Genomic DNA, 25,704 nt, shown 5'->3' with positions numbered 1-25,704 from the left:
TAAAGATTCCTCAGGTCGTTAGGCACAATTATTGAAGGTGCATTGAGACTTCGCGTTCGTCTAAGCGTCCCTCGGCTTGAGCACTTAGGTCGAAAGCTTATGCCGAAGTCTCAATGCTTTTAATCCTGTGTGCCGGCGGATTGAGCGTAGTCGAAACCCAGTCTTTGCGTGGTGCTTAATTTAGCCCTCCTACTTAGTAGAGGCTATCTGTTATAAAGCAATGGTGTTTATAACGACCGAGAGAAGATTGCAACTATGACGCCTTCTGCATACTGCGCCTCTTCTGCGCTTCGGGTTGTAGTCTATACCGATGCAATGGGTATTGGTGGCGCAGAAATTAGCCTGGGTCATTTAATTGCCCATGTGTCGAGCGACATTGCCATTACTGTCGTAGGAGTCTCACAACGTGTTGTAGACGCGATCGCCGTTCACCGTCCTCAGACTCAAGGGTTTGTGCTGCCTACAACAGGCATTCAATCGCTGCTGGCACATCTAACAACATTCCATCAACTACAGCCGGATGTGGTGCATTGCAATCTCTGTACGCCGTGGGCATGTGCAAGTGGGTTGGTTGCAGCACTATCGTTACCGAACGTGCGAGTCGTGCGAGTGGATCAATTACCGTTACGTACGACGGGCGCGATCGAACTATGGCGCACACGCACTTTATCATTACGTGTGGATGCCCATGTTGCAGTCGGTGAGGCATCTGCAAGGCGAATGGAAGATTTTTATGCACTGGGTCGGCACACTGTTCTTTCGGTGCCAAACGGTGTGCCTGCTGAAGTGAGCCACCCCTCTATGCCAGTTAAGCAGCATGATGGCTTATTGATTGGCAGCGTGGGGCGACTAGACGCAATGAAAGCACATGATGTTTTGCTACGAGCGATCGCCCAGGTAGACAATGTACAGGTGGAAATTTTGGGCGAAGGCGAACAACGCCCAACCTTAGAAGCACTGGCAGTTGAGTTAGGCATTCACGATCGCGTCAGCTTACCAGGATGGATTGAACAACCCCGCGATCGCTTACATCAGTACGATCTTTTCGTCCTACCATCACGTTCTGAGGGTTTTCCATTGGCGATCGTGGAAGCGATGTTAGCCGCACGCCCAGTAATTGCAACACGGGTAGGCAGTATTGCCGAAGCCGTTATTCCTGATGAAACAGGCATCTTAATTGAGAAAGATGATGTAGCAGGTCTGGTGTCTGCGTTATGCCGTTTAAGAGATGATGCCGCACTGCGTGAACGCTTAGGGCAACAGGGACAAGCGTTGGCAAATGCACGTTTTACAGCCCTACAGATGGCTAAGCGCTATGAAGAAATTTGGCAGAAAGTTTTGTCAATGCCGCGATCGCCCCGACTGTACGTACCACGCCCCCGCGATTAATGGTTATCACACAAAAGCTGCTAGCAACACCCAGTAAGGGCTGACGCTAGCAGCTACATTATTTGCCTAGAGATTGGAGGTTTAGTTCAACGTGAATACCCTTAAGAAACTGTTCTTAAGAAGCGAGGTGGAGCAAACGGACAACGCTGTAACCAGCAAGATCCCATAGCAGGTAGGCTACAAAGCCAATCATTGCCAGGCGACCATTCCAAAGTTCAGCTTGAGGAGTCCAACCAAACAGCCATGCGTTGCGGTCTTTGCCGTTAAAAGCAGGAGCGGCTGTGGGGGTTAAAACGGATTTATCGGTAGAGGATTGCATGGTTGATTTCCTTAACTCAGTTGATTCCATTACTGTAACGATTCATAAAGGATGCCTACTCTACCAAAAGTTACAGATCGTTACATGATCAGTTGCATCGCTTGTATAACCATACGGAATGCTACCTGAAAGCGTTATCCCAGTTACTTTTTACTGTTTAAGCGCACCAAGATTGAGTACAGGATTGAGCAAGGCTGATTGGTAGAGTTGCAGATGTGCGTCTGCGATCGCATCCCATACCAAAGTTTGAGTAATGGTACGACTTGCGTGTTTCAGTTGCTTGCCGTTTGTACGATCGTGCAAAAGTTCAGTGAGCGCGATCGCTAGCTCGTTGACATCACGAGGGGGAACGAGGCGAAGGCAATTCTCTAGCTCACGATCAGGGGAGTCAGGTTGGGTTGCAATCACAGGCAAATCGTGCGCCAGCAGTGCCAGTAGGGAACCGCTTTTTAACGTGACACCGTGATTAAAGGGCAGCACACCTATATCAGCGCCAGACAGATAACAGGAGGCAGTTTCAGCAGACACGTAGCCTGTGAAATGAACGGTTTCGCCTAGCTCTAAAGCAGCCACCCGCGTGTGTAATTGCTGCCAGTAGGTGGTTGCTTGCTCACCTACCAATGCCAAACTTTCCACACCACCAATGAGGAGCAACCGGGCATGAGGATGAGTAGCAAGGACTTGTTTGAAGGCAGGCAGCAGCGTTTCTAACCCTTTCACAGGATGCAGAAAGCCGAAGAAGGCAATGATTTCTGTCTCCGCTGCCCAGCCACACACCTCGCGCAACGTTTGACGAGCACTGGTTTTGTCAATCGGAACAACATCAATATTGGGCGCAATCGCCAGACGATGAAGGCGATCGCTCAAGGCTGGCAACCGCTCTCGCAGGGCTATTTCAGCATCAGCATTCGTGGTGATAATGACATTGCTAAACGTTAGCAGAAACCCATCTTCTCGATCCCACCAGTCGTGGTGCTGTCCCCATTGCTTCAACCATTCCAGCAGAGGCGGCGGTAACCAGCGAGGTTGCCATTCCCACCAACCGTATTCATGCACTGTAACGACGATCGGCTGATGCCAACCCGTTGCCCGCAGCAGTAAGGGCAGCAAAAAGATGGCGCGTTCAAAGCTATACGTCCCAGCCGCGTGCTGAATATGCAGAACATCTGTAGGTACGGCGTGGAGCGATCGCACCAGTGGGATCAGTGAAGACAAGCGCCAGTCTCGCACTGCCCCAATAATGTCTGGTGTATTCGCCGTTTGGGCAGCAGTATGGGTAGTCATGACGACGGATTGAATGCCCCGTTGCTCAAGACTGGTGCGGAGGCGATCGGTGTAGTGAGCCACGCCACAGCGGGTCGGTTCATAGGTGCCTGCAATCAGCGTGACGTGAACCATAGGATTATCGGTAGTGTGAATCTAAGAGGCAAATGACCTTGTAAGTAAGCTGCTGCTATTGCCCCCAGCACTCTTATTCGAGGGGCGTAGGGGAGTTAGGACCCCACAAAACGGGGGGGCGGGGGGAAGTCCCCCGATCAGGACTAGCAACGAAGCCAGAATTTGTGTGCACGAACGTCGTTTGTAACAGCGCTAATCCAGCTTCAACCACCTGTTCGGGTGCAATGTCTAAACACTCCAGCTTGAAGGGGCAGGTGAACGCATAGCAGGGGCTACAGTCGGTTGGCTGGCGCAACAGTCGTGCAGAGGTATGACGCGGTTGCCACTGGCATTCGTATTCGGTGCCTGCAAATAAAATAACGCTGGGGGTACGAGTGGCATCAGCGAGATGCATGGTAGAAGTGTTGTTGCTCAACATCAGGCTTGTTCTAGCAATCAGCGCTGCCAGTTCGGCAAGACTGGTGTGCCCAATGAGATCGATCGCACACGTACCCAACTGTTCTAGCAAAGGCGCACTGTGAGCACGATCGTTCGCTACACCTGTCACCACAACGCGATAACCCGTTTTTGCTGCTAACTGCTGGGCTGCAACCGCAAAGCGATCGGCAGCGTAATTACGCGACTGGCAACTTGTCCAGGGATTGAGCAAAATGTATGGCTCGTCGGGTTTCAACCCCTGCTCTAATAGTTTTGCGGCTGCACTGTGCTGAGCGGCGGTTGGTATTTGAATGCGGAGGCTACGATCGCTGACGGGGAAACCGACGGCTTCGATTAAGCGCAAGTTTCGTTCCACTTGATGCATCGTATCCAGCCCTGCTTTAACCTCGGTTGTCAGGACAGAACCACCCCATTCTTTAGACTGCCCCAGGCGTAAGGGAATGCCTGCCAAATAGCACATGAAGCCTGCCGGATGGGGCGTTTGGCTAAAGCTCGTGAAGATAATTGCCGCATCAAACTGGTGATCGCGCAGGGTTTGAATGAATGCCTGCTCGCGATCAGGATCAAACCCTAGTTTGCCTAAGTCTTGCCATAGTGCCCGGCACGGTAAAACCTCATCCACCCACGGCAAGAGTGCGGCTGCCTGCGCTCCCCCAGGGCTTGCCATCAAGGTTAAACGGGTGGCTGGCAAGGCTGCTCTCAGCGCACCCAGGGCAGGGCTGGTCATCAATACATCGCCAATGTTGTCTAGCCGCATCACCAGGAGGTTACGGACGGATGACCATTGCTGCTGTAGGGCGTGATCAAAGGGGATCGGGGCGATCGCGTGCAGCTTAGAGTCTGAAGCGTTGGATTCTGGGCTTGGCATTCCGAGTTCTGAGTTGGATGGTTCAAGTTCTGCGTTTGGCAATCAGAGGTTAGAGGTCGAAGAATTAAGTTCCAAGCTCGCCGTTCCGAGTTCTAAGCTCGACACTCCGAGTTCTAAGCTTGAATGACCGAGTTCAGAGGTTGGTCGTTTAACGCTAGAGGCTAAAGTTTTCAGAAAGGGCGCGGCAGCAGCCAGGACTTCGGCAGGCGAGATGTCCTCCAGGCAGGTGTGCCAGCGATCGAAGGGGCATTCGCCGCTGTACCAACAGCGCTGCGTGGTGAAGTTGTTGATTTGGCGTTCAGGGCAGTCTGGGTAGCCTTGTAGATTGATGTGCGGTGCGGGTTGTCCGTAACGCTCGTGCCAGGAGGGACCAAACAGCGTGGTGGTTGGCGTTTGCAAAGCGGCGGCAATGCGAGCGGGTCCCGTATCGGCTGCAATCACTAACGCAGCGGTTGCCATCAGTGCTGCTAGCGATCGTAAGGTTCCCGGTGCCCACACCTTCGCAGTACCGCCGATCGCTTCCACAATCTGTGCTGACTCAGGATCAGAGCCAATAGGCACCACGATCGTGGCGTTGTACTGTTGCTGTAAGGCTTGCCCCACCCGCACAAAGTTTGCCGTTGACCACCGCTTAATAGCCATCCCGGCATCGGGATACAGGACGACGAGGGGCTGGGCGATCGCGCCAAGCTGCTGCTGTACGTGGCATTGTTCGGCAGGCAAGAGATGCAGTTGCGCGGGTGCGCTGTCAGCAGGTGTAATCAACCCTTCGGCTTGCAGGATTTGCAAAAAGCGATCGCCAACCTTCTGGTTAGGTGGCGGCGATCGCCAGAGATTCGTCACTACGCGAGGGACACTGCTCTGCTGTAGCAACGTGTCAATGCCGTCATAGTTTGTATCCGACACAATTAAGTCGAAAGACTGGCGTTTTAGCACTGCCTCAATAGCGCTTCGAGCAAGGTGAGGTGCATCAGGCTGGGGTTTAAGGCAAATCACTTCATGAATCAGGGGATCGCTTTGGATTAGTTCGCCACCCGATGCAAAGGTTAAAACAGTGAGTTTTGCTTGTGGGTAAGCACGACCCAACGCTTGAATTGCAGGCAGGGCAATCAATACGTCACCAATGCCGCCCAGCAACTCGATAAAGAGAATAGACTGTACGTCTGGCTTCATTTCCTAGAAAAAGGCTGCTCGGTTGACCAGTCGATCGCGTTGTCAGCAGCAACATGGCGATCGGGAATCGTCGTTGGTACTTCCTGGTGATAAGCGCCGGAGGGTATGAGTCCACAACCGCCATAACGCGCCATCAGTTCAAGCTGCACCCGCACATCTTCGCCTCCATGCTCTGGTGGCAGGTCACGCCAAAAGTTAAAACCACCAATGCTACGAAGTTTGTCAGCGTCGTACAGTACGCAGCCTGCCACCCAGGTGACTTTATACTTGCGTGGATGGTTAACGGCTAATCCCAAACGCTGCTGCACATGGTAGAGATTTGCCGCATTGTGCAGCCGCCATCGCTCCCATTGCGGTGTATCGGGTCTCACCAGTTCTGGCTGTACAGCACCCTGCCAAAACTCGATCATCTGCTCATGAGGACGCACATCCTGGTGAAAACTCAAGCCATGCATAGCGTTGCCCACAAACCCACAGCCTTCTGTTTGAATGGCTGACAATAGCTGTTGAATGACGTTTGCTTCTAAGATCACATCGTCATCCAGATAAAGAACGTAAGGAGCGATCGCCTGATCAAGAAGAAATTGACGCTGTTCCGCAATGCCCCAACGCGGTAAGTGCTTGTGTTGATCAACGATATGCCCATGCGCTTGCAGCACCCGCAAGACTGCCTGCACTTCGCCTGTTGCAAGGGGATTACTGCCCTCTGTTTGATCAGAAATGACAATCCGAAAGTTCTGAAATGTCTGGGCAATGAGGCTGGTCAGCGTGACGGCTAACGCTGTGGGACGGTTACAGGTGGGAATCAAGACATCTACCAGTGTCATCGCCAGACCTCCCTTGCCGTTGGCACCCATGTTGCTGATTGACAATCGCTCTCAAGGCTGACCGTCAGCGCTGGTCGGGTCAGTATGGTTGCCATCGAGTCTGGTTCGATTGTTGATGGGCTGCCAGCCAGCAGTTCACAAGCGGCTTTAAAGACCTCATCAGGAGTCACCAACTGCAAACAGTGATGGTGCCCTTCAGGGCAAAGACTTTTGTAGCAAAACTTGCACGGCACATCATGAAACAACACGCGATTGGGCACACCCCAGGGTGTGTGCTGCGGATTGGTCAACGCATATAAATCAACGACAGGCGTACCCACAGCCGCAGCAAGATGAGCGGGACCTGTGTTATTGGCAATAACAAGAGGGGCGATCGCCAACAGCGCTGCCATTTCTGCCAGATCCAGCGCGCCAACCAGGGAAAAGGACTCTATAGCCATTGCCGCTTGAATGCTTTCGACGAGCGATCGTTCTGGCTCTGTCCCTGTAAACACAATCTGACAGTTGGCATCCAGCACTAAACGGCGTGCAACGGCGGCAAAGCCTTCTGCCGCATAGCGTCGTGACAGGGCTGTGGCACCTGGATGGATGACGACCCACGGTTGCTCTCTGTTAAGTCCAAGCCGCGATAAATGGTCAAAAACTCTCTGATAATCGCTCTCTGGCACCTGCAACGACAAACGCTCATCAGTAATGTGGAACCCGACGCTAGCGACAAGATCCAGTTGACGACGCACTTCATGACGAATGCCACTGCTGGGTTCTGGGTCAAGCACCCAGTTGGTAAGGAGTTGATAGGGGTTTTCGTGGCAGTGCGCCAGCCGCAACGGGATATCCGCCAGGTAGCACAGCAACGCAGACGGTAAGGGATTTTGGCTAAACACAGTAAAAATCACGGCTGCGTCAAAGTTGCCCTCCCGTAAGGTTTCCACCATTGCTAGTTCGGGGCGGCTGTTCAAGCGTGGTGACGTTGCCTTCATCCATGGCGGATCGTAGGTCATCACCTGATCGATTTCTGGCACTAAAGCCGCAACTTCAGCCCCCGATCGTGACGTGAGTAAGGTAATGTGGCGACCGCCTGCTAACGCCTTAATCGCTGGAGTGGTCATCAACACATCACCGATCGCATCTAACCGGATACATAAAATCTTTTTTGCCTGTTGCCATTGGTCTTTTAAGTTCGGTTCTGGTACATTCAGCGCTTGTAACCCAATTGCTTGAAAATTGAGCGCTTGTAAACCTGGCTCTTGCAAACTCATGCAACCTCCTTTGTTGATGGATTACGTTCAGCACTACTGCACCATAGGGATGCCTGGTTAGCCAATGGTTCAATCTGCGATGGCATGGCGGCGCTAGCTGTTTGCAATTCTTCCATTGAGCAAGTTGCAGTGCCGTCTTTGGCAATCACTACTGCCGCTGCCGTAACCGCTAGTTCTGCTGCGATCGCGACAGGGGCGTTACTTGCTAGAGCAAGGGTCAACGCGCTGATAAAGGTATCGCCTGCACCCGTTGTTTGCCTGCAAGTGGTAGGTTTTGCCTCAATCGGCTGAGGGGCTTGCTCTCGTTGCAAAATGACGGCACCCTCTGCATCTAGCGTCACAATAACCATCTTGGCTCCCGTCAGGTCAAGCAGCCGATCACGCTGTCGCGCTATAGAATCAAGGCGAGTTCCCATATCAGGCATAGAATCCGCAGTCCCCACTGGGTCAGTCAGCAGGCGACAGGCTTCGTCGTAATTAGGTTTGACAACCGTGGCACTTAGCGATCGATAGCGTGCCAACCGTTTGGAATCCACAACTAGCAATATTGGTGCAGTAGCCTGGAGGGTGGCAATCGTGTCTATCACTCGTTGGGTCAGCAGACCATAGCTGTAATCAGAGATGATGACAGCATCACAGTGTGGCACCAGAGATTGCAGTCGTTCAATCAATTGCTGTTCAATCTCAGGCGCGATCGCGTCAGTGCTGCCCTGATCAAGCCGCACCACCATTTGAGAGGCTGCCATAATGCGCTGTTTGGCTAACGTATGGCGAGAGGGTTGCACCAAAAGTCCATCGGTTTCAAGCCCATAGTGCTCTAGCGTTTGCCGCAATCGATCGCCGTCTCCATCATCCCCAACCACAGATAGAAAGGACACCCGCGCCCCAAGAGCATGAAGATTGACAGCCACGTTGGCGGCACCCCCTGGACGATCGCTACGGTCGTCCAACGTCACAACCGGAACCGGAGCCTCCTGGCACAAACGGTTCGCACTACCCATCAGATAGCTGTCAAGCATGGCTTCACCCAGCACAACGACATGGCGATCGACGAACGTATTGATTAAGCCAGGTAAATTCGTGTACATGGATGTTGGTCTTGAATAGTAGCCAGCAATTCTAAGCGTTTTGAGTTCAGCTTTTAGCCTTCAGCCTTTAGCCTTTTGTCCTCTGCCTCCCATCGCCTGACGCTCTGGAAAGTCTGCCCTCTGCCCTCCGCCCTCTGCCTTCCTAATTATTGCTGCCGCTTCAGCCAAATCCATCGTTATGTAATGGGGTTCTCGATCGGCTGAACGTAGCCATTCCGTTTCATTACCATTGTTGAGCAGAATCGTTTGGCAACCAGCGCTCCGACCCGCTTCCACATCGTTGAGAATATCGCCGATAAACCAGGACGCCGTTAAGTCAATAGCATGGTCACGGGCAGCTTGAATTAATAAACCAGGAGCCGGTTTACGACAGGCACAGGCGATCGCATATTCCGCTACAGTGCCTTCTGGATGATGGGGACAATAGTAAAAGCCAGCCAGCGACACATTGAATGGTCTCAACAGCACGTGCAAGCGTTGTTCAACTGCTGCCAATGCCGACTCAGGAAAATAGCCGCGTGCGACTCCAGATTGGTTAGAAATGACAATCAGTTGATAACCCATCTGATGCATCTGCCCTAGCCCTACGCCTGCACCCACCGTTAAGCGCATCTGTGCGGGGTCAACGTTGTATGGTACATCTTCAATTAATGTGCCATCTTTATCCAAAAACACGGCTCGATGCTTCATCTCCTGGCTCCTGACTTCAGCTTTCAGCTTTCAGCATAGAGTTGCTTCCTACTTCTGACTCTTGACTCCTGACCCTCACCTTTTTTACGGCCACGATGATTCCTGCATGGGCAACACCATCACTTCAGGGATTACCGTTGCCTCTGGTTGAGACAGCACATAGCGAATGGTATCTGCAACGTTTTTGGGATCTTGGAGTTTCTCCAGAGGAGTATCGGGAAAGCGATCGAGAATAAAGGGTGTTTGCATTCCACCCGCTAGCACAGCCGTAACCTTAATCCCATGAGGACGGGCTTCCACATGAAGGGCATGGCTAAAGCCTAAAAGACCCCATTTGCTAGCGTGATAGGCAGATGCATTTGCCCAGGCACGCTTCGATGCCGTAGAGGCAATGTTAATAATGTGCCCTCGTTTCTGTTGCTGCATGGTGGGTAACACCTGTTTTGAAAGGACGAATGGCGCACGCAGATTGACTGCCAGCACACGATCCCACTCGGCGATCGTCAATTCATCCACTGGCAAGGTGACATCAGTACCCGCATTATTAATCAGAATATCTAACCGACCAAATTCGCTCACAATTTCTGCGACGGCTATTTCTACTTGATGTTCATCACAAACGTCTAACCGCATCGCTTTGGCTTTACCGCCATCTGCCTGAATCTCTAAGGCGATGGTTTCAGCTAACTCTTCACGAATATCTGCCACGATCGCGATCGCACCTTCAGTACCCAACATTCGGCAAATGGCTTCGCCTAGCCCACGTCCACCACCCGTTACCAGTGCTACTTTTCCAGTTAGCTCATTCATAATTTAAGTCTCCTTCCACTTTTTGTCCTTTCTATTAGCCGATGGGCGCTGGGAACTGATCAGGCGCAATGGCTTTACCGTCAGGCGCAATCGCTTTACCAAGCTGACGCTCAATCGCCTGAAGATGGTTTGCTAGGGGCTGACGGCTCACCACAGATGACGGTGCCACAAACCACTGTTCCACCAGTTCACAGAGCAGATGAATAATGACAATTTGTACTTCTTGAATGTGCTGCGGCTCAGACGATGGCACCAGCAAGCAATGGTCTGCCAACAAGCGCAACTCGCCCCCATCGCCCCCTAAAATAGCAAGCGTCTGCATTCCCAGCGATCGTGCCACTGTAAAAGCCTGCACCACATTTTGCGATCGTCCGCTAGTGCTAATGCCGATCAGCACATCACCCGCCTTGCCAAAGGACTCCACTTGACGCGCAAATACATTGTCATAGCCCATATCATTCGCCCAGGCAGTTAACACTGCGCTATCTGCCGTTAGCGCCATGGCTGGAAAGCCCGGTCGGTCTCCACACCGAAAACGACCCACAAATTCTGCGGCACAGTGTTGAGCATCGGCGGCGCTGCCACCATTACCGCACAACAGCACTTTCCCGCCTTGCTGAAAGCAATCACTGAGCATGGCTGCCGCTGACAAAATTGAGTCCTGTAGCTGCTGCCGTGATGTTTGTAGGGCGGTTAAGGCACCCTCGAACCTGCGATCGATCAGTGCCAGAGCATTAATAGTAGACCGCTGCTCGGGTTGATTCTCCGCAACAACGCGCTCGTAGAGGCGTGCAATTGCAGTCGTGACTGTCTGCCAGGTGAACAAAGCGTTAGCGCGTTTGATCGCTTGCTGTCGGAAGGTAGAGAGCAATTCAGGCTGCTGATAAAGGTAAGCCAGACGTTCAGCGATCGCCACTGGCTCATTAGGTGGCACCAGATAACCTGTTTCGCCATCCCGCACCGTAAATTTAATGCCGCCCACATTGGCACCAATCACAGGGGTGCCACACGCCATCGCTTCGATTGGTGTAATGCCAAACGGCTCGTACCAGGGAGTTGTGATAAATACATCAGCAGCGCTGTAGTAATACTTCAACATTTCGCGCCGCTGACGACCCATAAAGATGACGCGATCGCTGATTCCAACCTCAGCAGCGATCGCCTTGAGCCGAGACACTTCGGCAGTGATGCGTGAGTCAAAATCATTACCATCACCACCAACTACAATCAAATGCGCGGGCGTTTGGTAGTCCTGAACCAGATGAGCCAGACTCCGAATTACTGTATCAATACCTTTGCGGGGCACCATGCGACCCAGTTGCAAAAGGACACGCTCATTGGCAGGCAACCCTAAAGCAACGCGAGCCAACGGCTTACTTAGTGGCTCAAACTCCGTTGGGTTAAACCCACAGGGAATGATCACAATCTTGCTAGGATCAGCATGATAGAGCTGGCACAAATCTTCCTCATCTTGAGGGCATTCGGCAATAATGGCATCCGCTTCAGCCGCAATTCGGTCTTCGATCGCAAACCGCTCATCAGGAAATTCATCTGCCTTGCCCTGATGCAGACGGCGCACCCGACCCAGTGCGTGAAACGTCATAACAAAAGGAATGCCCAACTGTCGCTTGACATCAGCTGCCACCAGACCTGACATCCAGAAGTTAGCGTGGATGAGGTCATAGGTAACAGTTTGACGCTTGCAAAACTGAAGCACATACCCGGTAAAGTCTGCCATAAACGGCAGTAGATCTTCTTTGCGAACGTGGGTTGCCGGACCAGCAGGAACATGAATCAGGCGCACTCCATCGACCCAGTCAGCGATTTCTGGCAAAAGGGTATGATCGCGTCGCGTAAACACATCCACCGTATAGCCCATTGCCGCTAAATGTTTGGCAAGCTGCCCAACGTAGACATTTTGTCCGCCGCTGTCAACGCCACCCAATACACCGAAGGGAGATGCGTGTTCGCTAATTAATGCAAGCCGTCGTTTCATGCTCTACCTCGTACTAACGTAGGGGGTGTTGAGTCACGTTGCCGCTCCTCCATACCTGTAGCCAGTGCAAACGCAGCATCCCAATCACGGGTAAACCGTTGGATGTTGAACCGTTCTTCAGCACAGCGGCGTGCGCCTTCACCCAGACGATGCGCCTCTGCTGGGTCATGAAGCAACTGCTGCATCACCGCCACTAGGCGATCGATATCTGTATCCACATAGCCAGAAACGCCGTTCTCAATCACAGTTGCCATCTCAGTTGTGGCTAAACCGACGATCGGCATACCGACCATCATGGCTTCACAGACAGCCAACCCCAGACTGGTATACCGAATGGGATTAAAAAAGAAACGATACCGCGCCTGAAAGGCAGGCAGTTGCAGATGTGGGATTTCACCTAAACCACCATTGTTTGTGCCCATGCCAACCAAATCCAGTGGTACCTGCTGCTGCACGCGCTCAAAAATATCAGCACCGAGCCGACGACCGCGCGATCGCAAGCCATTTACTACCACCAGACCGCGATCGAGTTCACCTGTATAGTGCACATCTGGCACCATAACGCCATGCTCAATAACACAAGTGGGTGTACGGCGACTGTCCCACATCAACGCATTAAACGGTGTGACATGAACTAACAGGATATTTGCATCGTCAACTGGATGACACGTATTGGTTGGATGCTCTTGCGGTGGATCATGCTCCAGGTAAAGGCGTGGCAACTGGCGCTGGGCTGCCGAGAGGATCTCGTACTGATCGTCCTGATAGTTTTTGCGCGACTGAAACAGCACACAATCAAACTCTTGCTCACGCACCGCTTCAGCAGGCACATCATGCACATTGTCTGACCACGGAAGTCCCCCCAAACGCCCTCCATAACCTTCAGGATGCCCTGGTTTTACAGGCAAGTAAAAGTGATGACGGGATTGCGTCAGGTAGTAAAGATAACTCCCATGCACATGCCAGGTTAAGATGCGTAATGGACGCATGACGATTACACACAATAATTTTTACTTAAGAGTTTGCACGGCTCGTAACACGAACCCTGCAAGCCGTAGAGGGCTTCTGTAGTAGGCTTAGAGTTATAGCCCACTTAAACGGACTAAACCGTTCTCTAGAAAGGAGTGCTTACCAAACGCCGCTATAGCAGTTGAAGAGAACGTCAAGACAGACATAAACCTTGAAGCGTCCTTTGAGCAAGAGCTTCGATTTATCCCTCATCCCTCATCCTATTGCTATGCATTCCCATCTTTAACAGTGTCCTTGAGGGATAGAACTTAGATGGGGTCTGGCTTAAATGGTTTTAGTAGAACTCAAATATCTAGCTGTACAGCCCATATTTAAGTACGCCTCTATCTATAGTGAATGGCTGCATGGCAACTTTCATCGGATATTTGCCCAATATGTGGTTGATCCCAATGTTCATCAACTGTGCATTTGCACAACTTATTCCCATCACCGTGGAGCGATCGTAAAAAAAGAGCCAGCCGAATCTGCATGGCAGCATCAAAACGACGTGGATCAAGTCCAGTCAGCAGGGTGATTTTTTCCAGGCGATAGCTAAGCGTATTGCGATGGATTGACAGCCGACTCGCAGTTGTTGAAAGGCAGCAATTTTCAAAAAAGAATACATCCAGCGTCTCAAGCAGTTCAGATTCCTGATCCAGAGGGCTGAGTAAATATCTAGCAAGATCAATCTTGGTACGTTCATGAGAAAGACCCACAAAAGCAGCAATGCCTAGCCCATCTAAGCAATGAACCTGATTTTGACCGGAAAACCGCTTACCCAGCGATAGTGCAGCACGCGCATCTTGATAGGAAGATGCCAGCCCCTTTAAGGTTGGGTGATAGCGACCAATGCCAATGTTAATAGTGGTGCGTGTGTCGCCTCGCAACCGATCGAGCAAGGCTGCTCCAGCTCGTTTCAGGGCAATTAGGTTTGCCCAAGAGGCATCAACGTGTCTTGGTTCATCCTCGCCGTTCGTCCATGCCGCTAAATCTTGTGTACTGCTGGCTTTAAGTACCGCGATTTCACCATCGCCGATATAGGCACAAATGGTATCGTTCGGTAAGTGAAAGAAGCTAACTACACTGCTAATCACAAGCTGGGCACGTCGCAAAATTTGTGCCGATGGTTCCAGTTCTCTTAGGGCGATCGTAGACAGAATATAATCAGCGGCATCAATTAAAAGCACGGCACGAGGGCGGGTGAGATCCATGCCCAAAATCTGACCTTCTCGTAGCAGGTTGACTTCGCTAGCGTTAGAGCCGCGTAACAGATCATGGATAAATTTGTTCTTCAGCTCATGCTGATCGGGTCGCGTTGCTGTGGCTTGACTTAGCAATAATTCCACTAGCACCTGCGCCGGACGGAGCGAGATCGCTTCACTTTGCGCTGACCGAACAATGAGTACCTCTCCCATTTGCCCATCAAAATGGATGGGAATGCTTAGAACTGGAGCGTCGATTGCCTCATGCTTGGCGTGAAGGGCACTTTCTGCATGAGGGTTACTCATTGCCACTACCGTGCCTTGCTCGTTCAATACCGAAACGTTTGCTGCCAAAAGTTGAGCGAGCCGCTCTGCAATGACGATCGCCACCTGTTTAAACTGCTGAGTCATACGAGTGTGTCTCCTTGCTCCACACGTTGCAGCCCCACCAGTGTTGCTTCTTTAGAGACAAGGGACAGTTGTAAAAGCATTTCTGCTTGCGCGATCGCATCCGCCAACGTGTCATTTTCCGCAGCACAAACGATACGATGCCGCGTGCGATTAAGGGGTGCCCATCGAGCCGGATCAGAGGTTGTAAAGATTACCACACTGGGCACCTGGAGGGCAGCCGCTAAATGAGAAACACCCGTATCGTTGCAAATGAGCAAGCACGCCCCTTTCAGCAAAACAGCCAAAGCACCCAAATTAGTACTACCAGCAAGATTGATTGATGGAGCCTGCATAAAGCGGGCAACTGCCTGCGTCAATGGCACCTCTTCTAATGATCCTGTCAGCACAATCTGATAGCCGTGCCGCGCCAATGCATCTGCTATGATGGCAAACCGCTTAGGAGACCAACGGCGATCGACAACACTGGCACCAGGATGAATGCAGATATAACGCCCGACCTGAAGAGAATGGGCTGCATCGATCGCCGCTATTGCCTTGTAATCTGCCTCGCAAAGTGGAAACTCTAACTCGTCCCCTTGCGCGGGTAGACCTAAAAATTCCATCAGCCGGATATAACGTCGTATCTCTGATTCCTCATGTAGATAAGGTAAAAAACTACTGGGTTCGGGGCAGTATTGCCCAGTCAGAAAAAAGCCAGCAGTACGCTTGGCACCCAGTAACACGGTGAGCGGGTTTGTCAGAATGCCGCTGCCCTGCATTTGCAAAGCTAAATCAAAGCGTTTCTTCTGTACGGTTGCAAGAAAAGTAGGAAATGCCTGAAGCTGTAGCGCTTGCTCCGGCAAACCGGGATAGCCTGGAAAGGGCAGTAGGTCATCCACATACTGATGGAACCGTTCCACCAAGGGCTGCATTTTTGGCAATCCCATCAGCGTAATTTTGGCATAGGGTAAGGCAGTACGCAGCGATCGTAACGCCGGGACAATGCAGAGAAAGTCCCCTAATCCAGCCAGCGATCGTACCACCACAATATGCTTGAAATTAGCACGATGCTCTAGCTCGAACATCGAGGTTTTTGATGATGCCCGCTGATTCATAATAGTGTTAGCTGCTCAGTTCACTACTACGTTCAGCAGTTTAGTGGTTTATTCTTTCTTGCGCGTCTATCTGTAGATTTGGTCTTGCTCCAGACGACGTTACCAGCGTTAAGGTAAGAATGACTCTCTCTATAACAAGTTTCTAGGAAAAACCTTGAGCAACTGCACCCTTTAAATTTAGAGCCAGTCGTACTCCAACGTTATTTAGAGAAACTTTGGCTTCATTTTTATCAGTTTTGACGTTCGATCGTTAGTATCTGTACTTAACGCTACAAGCAAGTTTAAAAAACATTTGCTTCTTACATTAAAATTTTTGAGGTTTATAGCTGAAGTGCAAGCATCTTGCCTCCATAGACAAAACGCTTGCACTACTTAACTTATTTCCAGAATTTGCTAAAGAGTTTAGTCTTTAGTCTACTGAACGACCAACAGCGTTAGCCGAATCAGCCGCCTTGTCTTTGGCAACCTCACCTGCACGGTTCAACGCTTTACCAGCTTTATCAATTGGCTCTTTAACACCACGGGAGATGTCCTTACCAGCCGCTTCCACATTTTGTTTTGCTTGGTCAAGACCGCGCGACGCTTTTTCTGGTACGTCTTTCACATTACGCTCAACATTCTTAGGACCCCGATTGCTGAACTCTTTTAGGCTATCCTTAGCCTCGTCAGCTGCTTTAGAAACATCTTCACCAATGTTTTCAATGCGCTCATTTAGGGGTGTGCCGCTGCGGTAGTTTTTAACATACTGTTCAGGGCTATCAATGCTCTTCTCGTCAATGTTGCGCTGTACCCGATCTCTTAGGGCTTTAGCCTTCGCATCGACACTACCTTTATCGAGGCGACGATTTGTGTCAACGTCCTCAAAGTTGTTCATACCACCCTTATAGGGCTGAACTTGACCTGGAGTAATGGGATCTTTAACGCCAGGATTTTTCATTGATGATGTATCGGTTGCATTTGCACGACTGCAAGCGGTACTAAATAGCATCAACAGACTTACCGTGGCGATCATTAGAATCCGACTCAACTGAATGCCCTTAAAAAAGGAAAAAACTTTGCTCATTCTATTACTCCGTTAGTGCTAATTATGTTGCTCAATCTTTGTCAGACCTTATAGTCAATCTTTAAAGGCTGCTTAATTTAAAGAGTCGCGTTTCTACTGCTTAAGAGACTAAAACTTTCACGCTATAGGAGCACTGAGGCAACTATGTTGGAAAGGATATAGCTTACCGCCGCAGGCGGAAACATTAGGATGATTAAGTAAACCTACGACGGTGAACTTCGTTTCAGTAGTCACGAACTCAACTGTCAAAACCTTGCAAACAGCCTCACAATGTTATTGAGGGGCTATTGATCGACTGCATGGTTCAACCTGACTAAAAACCAGGAGGGGTGCTAACGATCAGACTGTACTACACCCGATTGGTCGATCGCCTTCTCAGTGTCACCGGTCAAATGCTTGCCAGCTTCTTTGAACGTTTGACCTGCTTTTTCCAAAATTTTGACATCTGGATCACTGCGATCGATCACCTCTTGCGCCTTCTCTGGAATTTGCTTCGCTTCTTTTACCGTGTCTCTCGTCGGATTTCCAGGCTGGCTTGTACTTGTGCCTGCATTGGAATTCTTACGAGCCGAAACAACTTGGTCGGATATAGAGCGTTCTGTTTGCTTAGGGTTTGCAGCTAACAGCCCTAATCCCGGAAGATCAGCACGATCGCGCTTTTTAACAGCAGAATCGGTAGACATTTTGTACTCGGTATAACCGTCTCCGCCACCTTTGTGGGGGTTGTTTTGTCCACCCATTTGCACCGGCGGATTGTTAGGACGAGCGCCAGTAGCAGTTCCGTTGCTACAAGCAACATTTAAAAGCAGCAGAAAGCTTGCTGCAAAAGCAGTAAAAAGCTTGCCAAGATGCAGCCGTTTACAAAAGGCAAAAAGTGTATCCATAAATCCATTTCCTCATTTCTACATAGGTCAGACGGTTAAATCAAAAAGATTCAACAGTCTTAATTGCGTGCCTGGTCCAATTCCTTCAGTTAAGCTTTTATGCCTGAGAGCGTTGGAAGACTTCGCCTTACTATTGTTGGTCTTCTTTGCGCTCAAGATCTTGATGAAGGGCAACGCGAGAAACGACGTTGTAAGCATCAGAACCGGGGTGAGCAATTTCTTCTGTGCCTTCGGTAGAGCCAGCAATCTCTTTCCAGGCTTCTAGACCGCCTTTAATCACAGCTACATTGGTGTAACCCGCTTCTCTTAACTTGGTCGCTGCCTGCGTCGATTCTTCTTCAGTCGCGCCATAAATGTAAATATCACGCTCTTTAGCAATTGGAATCGTGTCACCAACCAACTTATCTGGAGGCATGGGCATCGCTCCCATGATGTGACCCGCATTGAAGGATTCACGATCGCGTACATCAAGGATCGTAAGCGCAGGTTCGCCCCACTCTAAACGCGATTTCAAATCATGAGCCGATGACTCAGTTTTAAAACCAGGTGGTGTAGGAGTTATGTTAGGTAGAGCATCTTTTGCTGACTTGATAGCATCTTCAAGGTTTCCCATGGCTGTTAATAAATACGTAACGTCAGTGTTAACAATAACAATAAACTTTAGGTGAGTACTCTTCCCAGAGGATGAGGATTTCTCCCGGTAGAATAAAGTTTGATTTCAATAGAATAAGCCTAGGAAACAGAAAAATATTAGCTTTGATTTTCTCAACCACTGCTTAATCTAGACGTGTGTAAGGTATGGAAATACACCTTTTCGCTTTACATGATTAAGCGGTATCTCATTAACTTAGATGATGAAACTGCCTGCGCACGTCATTAGCATAAAACAGTGCAAACGAAATGCACAGTAAGCTCATAAATCCGTACTCGTTGGGTTGGTAGATTATACCAACCCTTTTTTTAAGAAATTTCTTAAGTAGAAGGGCTAAATTAAGCACCACTGAGAGACTGAGTTTCGACTGCGCTCAACCCGCCGACATAAAAGAACTGAGAGCATTAAGACTTTGGTCTGAGCTTTTGACCTGAGAGTCCATACCGAAGGACCCTTAGGCTTCGACATTGAGCTTAGGCGAAACGTCAAACGCGCAATCGAAATGAGTTTATAGATAATTACGCTCAGCTACTTAGAAACAGGAGTACATTTACTCAAACGTTAGAGTAAGAGTAAATATGTTTAAAGGAAAGGGGCGCACTTATGTACGCCCCAATGGTCTTTTAGGTAACAACTAAACAATTAAAGCTTAGTGAAGGGCAGCCTTTAGCTGATCTTGTAGCTGGCTTTTCGCTGCTTTAAATTGAGTTGCCATCTGTTCACTTTGGTCGCTGCTACAGTTATTGCGGATAGCGGCGAACATAGTGCTCTCTTCCTGCCGGACGTGATCCATGACAATATCTTTGAGCTGATTAACCTTGGTCTTAAATTGAGAATCAGCAGGATTCAGCGACTTGATTTCATCCAGCAAGACTGTCATCTGAGCCTGCTCATCGTATAGCTCTTGAGTATCGTGGTCGCCGTAGAAAGAGCGAATTGCAGGATAAACAACTTGCTCTTCTGCTTTAGCATGAACCGTCAAGTCTTTGTAGATTTGACCAAAGTACTCTTGGATCTTCTGCGGATCATTCGATTGGTTAAGTTCAGTAAAGAGGACGTTAACCTTCTGGTGATCCATGCGAATCACGTCCTGAATGTTCATGTCAGACTTGTCAGAGTTTTGAGTAATGACGCTGCCTGCTACGCCTGTTACGGCTGCTACTGCATCTTGCACTCGTGCCCACAAGCCTTGATCAGCTTCTTCTCCAGTTAGCTCACGTACACCTAAGACTTCAAGCACACCTTTTAGTTGCTCTTGGTGAGCACGGTTCTCAAAGTTGACTGTGTTGAGGGGAGCGATCGCCGCTTCAACATCAGCGCCAACCTTTTGTGCTGCCTTGTGCACGAGTATGCCACTCATGGCTTGTTGATGCTTAAGTAACTCGTGCTGAAACACTTTCTCATACAGAGATAGCTCTGAGCCTTCAGCTAGTTGCTTCGCTTTCTCTACGAGTTCAGTTACCGTTTCTTTCGGTTCTTCTTTAATACCGTACTGGACGATTACCGTATCCAAGATGCCCAGGTTTTTTTGGTCATCCTTAAGCATGTCTTGGAAACGATCGCGGATGTTGGCATCGGGAATCGTAGGAAGCAGCGTTTGTTCGTTGCTGATCAACAGCTCTTGAATCGCTTTGATGCTAGCAAGTTGCTGACCAATTGCAGCACGTTTTGCGTCGTTTAGTGTGGAAACCATTAGTTACTCTCTTTCTTCTGAAGGATTAGTGAAGGATTAGGAAATCGGACAAAATCAAATTCGTAACAGCTTTTACAGCGAAAGCCATTAATGAACTAGCAATATTTGTCTATGAAAGACTGCCTCTGCTTCGACAAAGCTGCTAACTAATAGCCTGTATAAACAGCAAGAACAGTTAGCAGTGTTGTCGTAGAACAGCTAAAGCATCAACGAGCAGAATCTAAACGGGACAGAATTTAAGCGGGTACTCTTACTACTGCACTGTTGTAGTTGTAGTAGTGCGGGGACTACGAGTACCGATCGATGCACCAATCAACGATGATGCCAGACCTAGCAAAGAGCCAATTGCAAAAGACCAACCGACCTTAGCGGCATTCCCAGCAATATCACGGGTCTGCTGAGCGGTTACATTTACATCGGGAGAGGCAGCCGGATTAGGAAGACCAGCTCCAGACTGCTGCGCCTGGTTAATTACTTCACCAGCATTTGATGCCGCAATACCAAACGCACCTGCAACACCATTAGAAAGCAACCAGGCGCTGATTGCTAAGGTCGTTGCCCAAAGAATGGCACCATTCAGTAAGCCAGTGCTGCGATTCATGGGTCCACAAGCACGAGTCGTTGTCCAGCCGCCCAGGAAGAGCGAAATGAGCAGACTGATAATTGCCCAAATACCAACAGCGGAACCTACACCACCTGCATCTGACCGAGGAGACCCTGAACCAGAAATGCTAGACAAGCCGATCGCAGCGCCTAACGCACTCAACACTAACTGAGTACTTAGAGCAACAACGAGACCAGCAATGATTGGACCCCACCGTACGCGATCGTGGTAATCGGCGACAGGAAGAGTGGAGCGCTCTACCACGTTATTGATAGGTCTATCTGCGTATGCCATAGTTTATGCCTTTAACTCATTTACACTGGTTCCTGCATCAAATGGGATTAATTGCAGCAGGGGAATGTAAATAGAGTAGGCAACAGTTGATCTGCCTACCCCTATCCACAGGCATAAACTACTAAGCAAGGCTGTAAAGTTTATTTAGCAGTCTATAGACGCAACAGGCGCAGCATTGAGTGACCGCTTTTGCCACTATGCATTTAGGACGACAAGCCGACAGCCAAGCGCTTGAGTGCTGCTTTTTTGAAGACCAATATATTACTTAATCTGTAGACTTACTACTTGTGGAGTATCTACCAATTCAGTGTGATGCTGCCTTAAATCATCTTTACAGCTTAGCGTTCCTCTCTTTATTAAGTAGAGTTTAAGGAACTGAATCGTAGTTATATTTACAAGCTGCTGGTAGTTAAAGTTGCCTTGCTAATCTTTGCTCTCCGCTCTCTTGAATCTATATCTAGCTTCAATTGTGGGTATCTCTTTGAAAACAAGATTATAAACAAATATAAAGAGCGTCTTATTAAGCAACTGCAAAATTTTGCTGCTTCACTCTTTGTTAAAAACAGGTAAAGGCATCGGATCTTCTTTTAGAGGGAGGTAAGGCAAGAAACAAATTTCTATAGTCGTACAAGAACGCTCGCACTCGTTAAGAGAAAAGAGGAAAAAACATGGCTCTCTATAAAATCAAAGACTTCGATCCAGACTATCGCCAGCATTTCGACAACCAAGATTTTTTGAGTTTCGATCTTTACAGTGGCAATGAAAAAGTTGGCTCCGTTGACAACCTTTTGGTTGATGAACAAGGCAACTTCCGCTATTTAGTGGTCAACACAGGTATTTGGGTTTTCGGCAAGAAAGTGTTGCTCCCAATCGGTCGCGCTCGGATCTCTTACCAAGAGAACCGGATTTATGCAGACAACCTCAGCCGAGAACAAGTAGAAGGCTTGCCTGAGTTCGACGAAAAAGCAACTGTTGATTATGACCATGAAGAGCGTGTACGTGGCTCTTACCGCTCAGGTGCTACACCAACTGCTGGTAGCACTGCGGCTCTTGATCAATCGGCTTCACTAGGTAACGCTCCCCTTAATCAATCGGCTCAAGCTACAGCTTACAGTCGCGATACCTACAGCTACGATCGCGATCCAGATCTCTATGATCTCAACGAAGCTAATCACCAAAACATCAAACTTTATCAAGAACGCTTGATTGCCAATAAAACCCGTCAAAAGACTGGCGAAGTTGCAGTTAACAAACGGGTGGAAACTGAAACCGCACGTGTATCAGTACCCGTTGAGCACGAGCGTGTTGTCATTGAGCGGACAGCAGGAAGCAATGTTGGTACGCCTGTTGATGCAGCTGCCGCTAATTTCCATGAAGGCGAAGTTGCTCGTATGGAAGTCTACGAAGAAGTTCCTGACATCCATAAAGAAACCATCGTTCGTGAGAACGTAAGCATCCGTAAAGAAGTCGATCACGACACCGTTGAGGCTGAAGAGCAGCTTCGTCGTGAGGAACTGGATATCGATACTCAAGGTCGTCCAGTTGTTGACCAAACTCCTAACAAGCAGACTAAAAAGGGACTCTAAACTGGCGAGCTACAGAAACGTCAGTCTAGTTCTAGTGGCTAATTAGACAGGAATTACAAGTGCAGGTAAAGGCAATATAGCTTTGCCTGCACTTTCGTTCAAACCTAAATTTTTACAACTACACAAAAGTTTTGGAAGCGTTATGGCACCTAAAAAACCTAAAAATAATTCCAACCAACCTACGTTTTTAGATTCTATGCCCCTAGAGGCATCAGCACCCTTAGAAGCATCGGCACCCTTAGAGTTTAGAGAAGAGGTGAAGTCGGTAGCAGCACCGACTAATAATCAGGTCGATGAGGCTTTGGCAAACCTTTCTCAGACTCAAACACCCGTTGTCGATCGCGATCGCTCCTATCCGCCAGTACCGTCAGTAGAGCCAGCGCGTGTCGATACTTACAATCATCAGGCAGTTAACGTTCAAAGGCAACCGCAACCGCTTGCGGCACCAACGGTAGCAGAGGAATTGGTGGTTCAGGTTTTGGAAGAACGGTTAGTTGTGGATCGCCAGCGTCGTAAAATTGGTGAAGTCATTGTTCGTAAAGAAATTGAAACGTATATGGTTGAAGTGCCAGTACGGCGAGAGAAGTTAATTATTGAACAAGTTGGCTTAGAAACAAGACAGCTCGCTGTGCTCGACTTAAAGGAGTCTGATCTTGATGGTGTTTCGTTGGCAAATCATTCTACTGCATCGCTGCCAACAACCGTCAGTGGCACCTTTAGTTCAATCAAAGCAGCAAGCCAATTTTTAGGAACGATCGCATCTGCCCAGTCGGATGTAGATTGCCAAACGGTACAAATTAAACTCGTGGTAGAGGGTGCAGAACAGGCGCAGCTTTATCAGCAATGGTTCGATCGCTACTCTAGCAATAGTGCTTCCGTCGATTAACGTCAGTTGATTGAAGCAAGCGCTTTATAACGAGTCGATTAGATGGAATTGCATGACAGTAACGATCGCCGCCCTACTTAGTCACTCTTATAACAAATCAAATCCAGGCTAGAAGCATCCCAACGACATCACTAGCTAAACCGTTTCAAGAGTTTAAGCAAGAATTGAGTGCGGGGATTTAGAAGCGCGCGTTGAAGATACTTATCTGCCGCTTTTTTGATTGCTTCTGCTTGCGTAGGATAAGGATGAATCACCTTAGAGATAGCGTTAAAGCCCTGTTTAGTCACGATCGCTAATGTGATCTCGCTGATCATCTCTCCTGCATGACGGGCTACGATCGTGGCACCTAAAATCTTGTCTGAGCCTCGCTTGTGTAAGACTTTAACAAACCCCTCCGGTTCACCATCTGCCAGGGCACGATCGACATCAGAGAATGGAATCATGATGGTACCGGTCTCCCAGCCTTGCGCTTGCGCCTCTGACTCATACAGTCCAACATGGGCAATCTCTGGATCGGTATACGTTACCCAGGGCATTACTAGACTGCTTAGTTTGCTGCGTCCCAGACCAAAGGGACAAAACAGCGCATTTCTGATCACAATACGGGCAGCGGCATCGGCAGCATGGGTAAATTTCCAGCTCATGCAGATGTCTCCAGCAGCATAAATGCGGGGATTGGTGGTTTGCAAATAGTCATTCACTACCACACCTTGATGAGCGTCATACTTAACGCCTACCGTTTCTAGATTCAACCCATCAACATTGGGTGTCCGTCCAGTTCCTACCAGAATCTCATCCACTACTACGGTTTTTACAGCACCGTTTTGGCGATAGTGAATGACTTTCCCCGCCTCTGTTTTTTCTACTTTTTCCAGGCTGCAATCCAGAAGCAAGTGAAGTTTCTCTTGCAAGAATTGTTGCTGCACGATCGCGGCGGCATCAGCATCTTCACGATCGAGCAACTGTTCATTTTTATGCAGAATGGTCACATTACTACCCAGCCGATGGAATGTCTGAGCCATTTCGCAGCCGATCGGTCCGCCCCCAATTACTGCTAACCGTTTTGGGCATTCAGTAAGGGAAAAAATCGTTTCGTTGGTCAAGTAGCCTGCTTCTGCCAGTCCGGGAATCTCAGGGCGAGTGGCACGGGCACCTGTAGCAATGACCGCTTTCTTAAAGCGCAACTGGCTATCGTTAACGGCGATCGTGTTTCCATCAACAAATGTTGCTCTGCCTAAAAAGACATCAATGCCCAACTTGCTAAATCGATCGACTGAATCGTGATCACCGATGCCAGCCCGAATCTGTCGCATTCGCTGCATCACAGCCGCAAAATCAATGTCGATGTGCTCTAGTGAGTGAATGCCAAACGAGGCAGCATTTTGCATTTCACCAACGACCCGCGACGAGCGAATCACGCACTTAGATGGCACACAGCCAATATTGAGGCAATCACCTCCCAGCAGACTTTTTTCAATCAGGGCAATCTTCAAACCGACCTTTAGCCCAGCCGCACCAGCTGCCACGACTAGCCCAGCCGTACCAGCCCCCAGCACTACTAGATCGTAGACAGCCGCCGGTTTAGGATTGACCCAATCGGGTGGATGAACATGAGCCATGAGCACCTGATTGTACTCATTCAACGGCTGAAGCGCTGGTTCCTGTCTGATTGAAGGTGTCATAAATTCACTCTTTGAGCGCAAGACGCTGTTTGACGATCAGGTTCAATAACTGATGTAGCGCGGGTCATGTTGAGTCGTCACGCCATAGTAACAAGGATAACGAGCTTAACCAACGATCACTCTGTTGTACGCCGTTTTATCAAGCCACTCGTTCTCTGTAGCATTAGCAGTTTTATGTTTTAAGACGGAACGAGCACCCACAGGATGAGGATTGCGCTATAAAGTGAACCGTCGTACTGGCGCATCCAGCACCCACATTAACCATTGTTCAATGATCGGCTCCACTCTTTTCGTTTCACGATGTTGTCTAAGAAAGCATCCATGTAACCAATGACAAAAGCCTCTAGATTCGGATCAGTCTGCACAATCCTGCCTTTAGTATCATCGTAA

At 49.3% G+C, this 25,704-nt stretch carries 22 protein-coding genes; 3 read left to right on the top strand and 19 right to left on the bottom strand.

Translation table 11 applies throughout. From position 1 onward, the window contains the following. The first annotated feature begins 255 nt into the window (after window positions 1-255). Window positions 256-1,389 carry a glycosyltransferase gene (locus tag H6F86_RS20245; RefSeq protein WP_190450495.1) on the top strand — a complete coding sequence of 378 codons (1,134 nt, stop codon included), beginning with the start codon at window positions 256-258 and terminating at the stop codon, window positions 1,387-1,389. Window positions 1,390-1,504: 115 nt separating this feature from the next. Here H6F86_RS20245 and H6F86_RS20240 read toward each other — a convergent pair whose 3' ends face one another. The 18 genes from H6F86_RS20240 to H6F86_RS20155 all read right to left on the bottom strand — a co-directional run bounded on the left by H6F86_RS20240 (window position 1,505) and on the right by H6F86_RS20155 (window position 21,160). Continuing rightward, entirely contained in the window at window positions 1,505-1,738 is a 234-nt protein-coding gene (locus H6F86_RS20240; RefSeq protein ID WP_347240761.1) for a chlorophyll a/b-binding protein, read from the bottom strand. A 120-nt stretch (window positions 1,739-1,858) separates the two neighbouring features. Further along, window positions 1,859-3,106 carry a glycosyltransferase gene (locus tag H6F86_RS20235; protein ID WP_190450493.1) on the bottom strand — a complete coding sequence of 416 codons (1,248 nt, stop codon included), beginning with the start codon at window positions 3,104-3,106 and terminating at the stop codon, window positions 1,859-1,861. Window positions 3,107-3,179: 73 nt separating this feature from the next. Further along, a complete protein-coding gene (locus tag H6F86_RS20230) occupies window positions 3,180-4,412 on the bottom strand; it encodes a glycosyltransferase family 9 protein (RefSeq protein ID WP_190450492.1) in 1,233 nt (410 codons plus the stop codon). Window positions 4,413-4,454: 42 nt separating this feature from the next. Beyond that, on the bottom strand, window positions 4,455-5,585 hold the full coding sequence (locus H6F86_RS20225; RefSeq protein WP_190450491.1) for a glycosyltransferase family 9 protein: 1,131 nt from the start codon (window positions 5,583-5,585) through the stop codon (window positions 4,455-4,457). Beyond that, entirely contained in the window at window positions 5,582-6,412 is an 831-nt protein-coding gene (locus tag H6F86_RS20220) for a glycosyltransferase family 2 protein (protein WP_190450490.1), read from the bottom strand. Before H6F86_RS20220 ends, H6F86_RS20225 begins: the two co-directional genes overlap by 4 nt. Next, window positions 6,409-7,671, bottom strand: coding sequence for a lipopolysaccharide heptosyltransferase II (gene waaF / locus H6F86_RS20215; RefSeq protein WP_190450489.1), 1,263 nt, complete (start codon window positions 7,669-7,671; stop codon window positions 6,409-6,411). The genes H6F86_RS20220 and waaF overlap by 4 nt, the downstream gene beginning before the upstream one ends. Further along, window positions 7,668-8,759, bottom strand: coding sequence for a bifunctional ADP-heptose synthase (locus H6F86_RS20210; protein WP_190450488.1), 1,092 nt, complete (start codon window positions 8,757-8,759; stop codon window positions 7,668-7,670). The genes waaF and H6F86_RS20210 overlap by 4 nt, the downstream gene beginning before the upstream one ends. A gap of 60 nt (window positions 8,760-8,819) precedes the next feature. Continuing rightward, on the bottom strand, window positions 8,820-9,449 hold the full coding sequence (locus H6F86_RS20205) for an HAD family hydrolase (RefSeq protein WP_190450487.1): 630 nt from the start codon (window positions 9,447-9,449) through the stop codon (window positions 8,820-8,822). Window positions 9,450-9,533: 84 nt separating this feature from the next. After that, the gene (locus tag H6F86_RS20200) at window positions 9,534-10,259 is read right to left on the bottom strand and encodes an SDR family oxidoreductase (RefSeq protein WP_190450486.1); all 726 of its coding nucleotides are present in this window, start codon (window positions 10,257-10,259) and stop codon (window positions 9,534-9,536) included. Window positions 10,260-10,293: 34 nt separating this feature from the next. Further along, a complete protein-coding gene (locus H6F86_RS20195; RefSeq protein ID WP_190450485.1) occupies window positions 10,294-12,255 on the bottom strand; it encodes a glycosyltransferase in 1,962 nt (653 codons plus the stop codon). Further along, a complete protein-coding gene (locus H6F86_RS20190) occupies window positions 12,252-13,244 on the bottom strand; it encodes a glycosyltransferase (RefSeq protein ID WP_190450484.1) in 993 nt (330 codons plus the stop codon). The genes H6F86_RS20195 and H6F86_RS20190 overlap by 4 nt, the downstream gene beginning before the upstream one ends. Window positions 13,245-13,607: 363 nt before the next feature. Then, window positions 13,608-14,876 carry a helix-turn-helix domain-containing protein gene (locus H6F86_RS20185; RefSeq protein ID WP_190450483.1) on the bottom strand — a complete coding sequence of 423 codons (1,269 nt, stop codon included), beginning with the start codon at window positions 14,874-14,876 and terminating at the stop codon, window positions 13,608-13,610. Then, entirely contained in the window at window positions 14,873-15,970 is a 1,098-nt protein-coding gene (locus H6F86_RS20180; RefSeq protein WP_242033608.1) for a glycosyltransferase family 9 protein, read from the bottom strand. Before H6F86_RS20180 ends, H6F86_RS20185 begins: the two co-directional genes overlap by 4 nt. A 409-nt stretch (window positions 15,971-16,379) precedes the next feature. Next, complete coding sequence (locus tag H6F86_RS20175; RefSeq protein WP_190450482.1) at window positions 16,380-17,033, bottom strand: DUF6658 family protein; 654 nt, start codon at window positions 17,031-17,033, stop codon at window positions 16,380-16,382. Window positions 17,034-17,365: 332 nt separating this feature from the next. After that, window positions 17,366-17,917 (bottom strand): DUF6658 family protein, encoded by a 552-nt coding sequence (locus tag H6F86_RS20170; protein WP_190450481.1) that lies wholly within the window; start codon window positions 17,915-17,917, stop codon window positions 17,366-17,368. 130 nt (window positions 17,918-18,047) lie between these two features. Beyond that, window positions 18,048-18,530, bottom strand: a complete 483-nt coding sequence (locus H6F86_RS20165; RefSeq protein ID WP_190450480.1) for a rhodanese-like domain-containing protein — start codon at window positions 18,528-18,530, stop codon at window positions 18,048-18,050. Window positions 18,531-19,218: 688 nt separating this feature from the next. Continuing rightward, window positions 19,219-20,262 (bottom strand): hemerythrin domain-containing protein, encoded by a 1,044-nt coding sequence (locus tag H6F86_RS20160; RefSeq protein ID WP_190450479.1) that lies wholly within the window; start codon window positions 20,260-20,262, stop codon window positions 19,219-19,221. A gap of 253 nt (window positions 20,263-20,515) precedes the next feature. Further along, window positions 20,516-21,160: a hypothetical protein gene (locus H6F86_RS20155; protein WP_190450478.1), complete on the bottom strand. Its 645-nt coding sequence runs from the start codon at window positions 21,158-21,160 to the stop codon at window positions 20,516-20,518. Between the two features lie 668 nt (window positions 21,161-21,828). Here H6F86_RS20155 and H6F86_RS20150 point away from each other — a divergent pair. Both H6F86_RS20150 and H6F86_RS20145 read left to right on the top strand, forming a co-directional pair. Beyond that, on the top strand, window positions 21,829-22,746 hold the full coding sequence (locus tag H6F86_RS20150; RefSeq protein WP_190450477.1) for a DUF2382 domain-containing protein: 918 nt from the start codon (window positions 21,829-21,831) through the stop codon (window positions 22,744-22,746). A gap of 142 nt (window positions 22,747-22,888) precedes the next feature. Next, window positions 22,889-23,632 carry a DUF2382 domain-containing protein gene (locus H6F86_RS20145; protein WP_190450476.1) on the top strand — a complete coding sequence of 248 codons (744 nt, stop codon included), beginning with the start codon at window positions 22,889-22,891 and terminating at the stop codon, window positions 23,630-23,632. A gap of 131 nt (window positions 23,633-23,763) precedes the next feature. Here H6F86_RS20145 and H6F86_RS20140 read toward each other — a convergent pair whose 3' ends face one another. Further along, window positions 23,764-25,314, bottom strand: a complete 1,551-nt coding sequence (locus tag H6F86_RS20140; protein WP_190450475.1) for a mercuric reductase — start codon at window positions 25,312-25,314, stop codon at window positions 23,764-23,766. Window positions 25,315-25,704 lie beyond the last annotated feature (390 nt).

This window comes from Phormidium sp. FACHB-592 (genome assembly GCF_014695795.1).
GTDB lineage: Bacteria > Cyanobacteriota > Cyanobacteriia > Leptolyngbyales > Leptolyngbyaceae > Stenomitos.
Note: the sequence above shows the minus strand (reverse complement) of the source record. Positions and strands in the feature narration are given on the sequence as shown.